The organism is Ruegeria sp. E1 (assembly GCF_056534225.1).
Map to the genome: position 1 here is coordinate 1 of NZ_JBQFPE010000035.1, position 3,140 is coordinate 3,140.

The window sequence follows — 3,140 nt, forward strand, 5'->3', positions numbered from 1 at the left end:
ATTGAAGCGCTCGTTGTATCCATTCTCCCAAGGTGATCCCGGGTAGATTTGGATCGGCTTAATGCCCACCTTTCTTAACCAGGTCTGCAGGTGTTTGATCACGAGCTGTTCGTTGAGTGGAACGACAAGCGCTTTGGCCCCTACCGCCCGACAGGTGGGCCTATCCCGCTGCATCGCTATCGCAAGCCCAAGAAAACACAAACACAGGCACGGGCCGACAGGATCGGAGATCTTGCGCAGAAGATCTCGGTGCCCAGATCGGCGCTTGCCGGGTTGGATTCAAGCCTGGCCAAAGCCGCAGACGTACTGCCGTTCGCCAGCCAGGCCTTTGTCGATCCGGATCCCTATGGAGAGTTCACCTATAGCAGCCGATTGGATGCGCTGCGCGGGGTCTCGGATTTGCTGCACAAGCCGCTGGCCCGCCTGACAGACGAGGATCTGTCGTTCGTGAATGATCTTGTCGACCGCACGCTCGACAAGACGGAAATCAAACAAGGAATAACTGCCCGGTTCTCGCCTAAGCGACCGGCCGCTGAAGAGGAGAGCGAGTAATGCTGAATGCCGAGATCATGGCGCGATATGGGCTGATCAAGGACTGGCGAGCTGCCGGATTCTATGAGACCGAGAACCATCGTCAGATCACCCACACCGTCCGGGCGGGCATTGGAACCGGACGCCTGATCGCTGTGACAGGCCCAGTTGGCATCGGCAAGACTGTGTTCCTGCACCGGTTGCAAGATGAAATTGCGCGCGAAAAGAAGGTCACTGTCGCCGAAAGCCTGTCGGTGGACAAAGCCCGCACGACCGTTCCGACGCTAATCTCAGCCCTGTTCTACGATCTCTCACGAGAGAAAGAACCAAAGATTCCAACCCAAGGTGAAAAGAGGGAACGAGAACTTCAGAAGCTGGTAGCCCGCTCCGGAAAGCCCGTGGCGCTGTTTGTCGATGAGGCCCATGATCTGCATGGAAAGACATTGATCGGGCTGAAACGCCTGATGGAAGTGATCGCGCGCGGCGGAGGCAATCTGTCCGTTATTCTGGTCGGCCATCCGAAGCTGCGAAACGACCTTCGCCGCCCAACGATGGAAGAGATCGGGCATCGCACTGATATCCTGCCCTTCGAAGGATTGGGGGAAGAGTCCCGAACCTATCTCGACTGGCTTTTGGACCAGTGTACCGAGGACGACGCTCCACTTGACGAGATTATCGAACCGGCGGCGCTGGACCTACTGGCAGAGCGCCTGACCACACCCTTACAGTTTGCCGAATATTTAAACCGGGCATTGGAGGCCGGGTTCCGCATCGGCCAGAAACCAATCACGCCGGATATTGTGTCGGCCACCCTGGCCCCCGACTTTGATGACTTGGAGCCACGTCTCACCCGGCAGGGCTATTCTGTGAAGGTATTGGCGGATCAGTTCCAGTCCAAACCTGCCGAGATCAAACGCTTCCTGAGCGGGCAGCTTGAACCCGCGCGGACCCGCGAATTGGCAGAGCGAATGCGGATGGCGGGGTTGTCGCTATGAGGTCATGTGGATGGTCTCACCCCACCGATCCCAGTCTCAGAAATGTGAGCCCGTCTCAATTATTCTGAGCCCGTTCTCAAATAAAGTGGTCCCAATGTCCAGCCCCAATTCTATGGGCCAGTTTTGAGCAAGGTTTCTGGAACGGGCGGTCGCATGTTTAGAGCCTGATGGGGTCTGACACGATTGTACTGTCTAAGCCAGGTATTGATGACGATCTGAGCCTGTTTGGTGGTGTGGAACCATTCTGCGTTGAGGACTTCCCGGCGCAGAGTGCCATTGAAGCGCTCGTTGTATCCATTCTCCCAAGGTGATCCCGGGTAGATTTGGATCGGCTTAATGCCCACCTTTCTTAACCAGGTCTGCAGGGCCGTTGCGATGAACTCCGCGCCGTTGTCGGAACGGATGTGTTCGGGCTTCCCGTGCCGCAATAAGAGTGGGTAGAGCGCATCCAGCACGTCTGCGCTGTTCATCTTCGGCTTGACCGCTACGCAGAGCGCCTCACGGGTATACTCATCCAGCACCGTCAGCATCTTGTAGCTCTGTCCGTTGCTCAGCTTGTCGTGGACAAAGTCAATGCTCCAGATGTGATTGGGATGTTGCGGTCGGAGCCGGATGATCGAGCTGTCCTTGTGGTACAGCCGTTTGCGTTTCTTGTGCCGTTGTGGGAGCTGCAAGCCTTCTTCGCGCCATAGTCGTTCGATCTTTTTATGATTGACTGCCCAGCCTTCGACACGCAGCAGCTCGGCGACCTTGCGGTAGCCGTAGCGCCCATACCGTTTGGCCAATCGGATCATCGCCAGACGTAACGCCTCATCATCCTTTGGCGCTGCGCGGTATTGCAGCGTGCTCCGCGCCAATCCAATCACGCGACAGGTGCGCCGTTCAGAGGTTGCCAGCTTTTGTCGGGTGTGGACCACGGCCTGACGAAGCTGGTCTGCCGTCAGGCCTTTGGCTTTAGATAATCAAGGCTCTCCTTGAGAATGAGTTTGTCCAGTTCAAGCTCAGCCACGATTTTCTTGAGCCGATCATTCTCTTTCTGCAGCGCCTTCAGATTGGCCATCTCAGATCGTCCCATCCCACCAAACCGCTTGCGCCATGTGTAATAGGTCGCATCACTGACACCAGCCGTTCTGCACGCCGTCGCGACATCCGAACCAGATGCCAGGCCCAGCTCAATCTCGCGCAAAAGCCGCAGAATATCTTCGTCCGAATACCGTTTCCGCGCCATCAATCCCGTCTCCAAAACTAAGCCAACTGTGGCACAGTTTTAGGGGGCCAAGACACGAGGACGAGCGAATATCTGTCAGCTTCAACTATAAATGGGAGTGAAGCATCTTGAAGCGCCAAGGTGAAAGCGTTCCGGGTGTTTCTTAGGAGGATACTATGACCAAAACAGCTCTCGTCACAGGCGCATCATCCGGAATTGGCCGGGAACTGGCGCGTTATCATGCGTCACAAGGCGGCAATCTGATCATCAGTGCGCGGCGCGGAGATGCGTTGGATGCCCTCAGATCAGAGCTTGAGGCCGCCCACGATGTTAATGTCACTGCGATTCCGCTTGATCTGGGTGCTGTTGGAGGCGCGGAAAAACTTTATGACGCCGTCAAGTGGAGA

Annotated in this window: 3 protein-coding genes and 1 pseudogene; 3 read left to right on the plus strand and 1 reads right to left on the minus strand. The window is 56.3% G+C overall.

The features are described from left to right. Positions 1-90: 90 nt before the first annotated feature. Both ACR0FG_RS20765 and ACR0FG_RS20770 read left to right on the plus strand, forming a co-directional pair. Positions 91-552, plus strand: coding sequence for a hypothetical protein (locus tag ACR0FG_RS20765; RefSeq protein ID WP_480424837.1), 462 nt, complete (start codon positions 91-93; stop codon positions 550-552). Beyond that, on the plus strand, positions 552-1,526 hold the full coding sequence (locus ACR0FG_RS20770) for an ExeA family protein (protein ID WP_480433215.1): 975 nt from the start codon (positions 552-554) through the stop codon (positions 1,524-1,526). Before ACR0FG_RS20765 ends, ACR0FG_RS20770 begins: the two co-directional genes overlap by 1 nt. A 110-nt stretch (positions 1,527-1,636) precedes the next feature. Here the strand turns inward: ACR0FG_RS20770 and ACR0FG_RS20775 are convergent. Then, a pseudogene (locus ACR0FG_RS20775) lies at positions 1,637-2,754 on the minus strand (IS3 family transposase). 155 nt (positions 2,755-2,909) lie between these two features. Between ACR0FG_RS20775 and ACR0FG_RS20780 the strand changes: the two are divergent. Beyond that, the coding region (locus ACR0FG_RS20780) for an SDR family NAD(P)-dependent oxidoreductase (RefSeq protein WP_480895253.1) at positions 2,910-3,140 on the plus strand (231 nt) is incomplete at its 3' end.

Bases quoted from the DNA above. Each gene is read 5' to 3' on its own strand.
- ACR0FG_RS20770 (WP_480433215.1), top strand. From the start codon at position 552: ATGCTGAATGCCGAGATCATGGCGCGATATGGGCTGATCAAGGACTGG.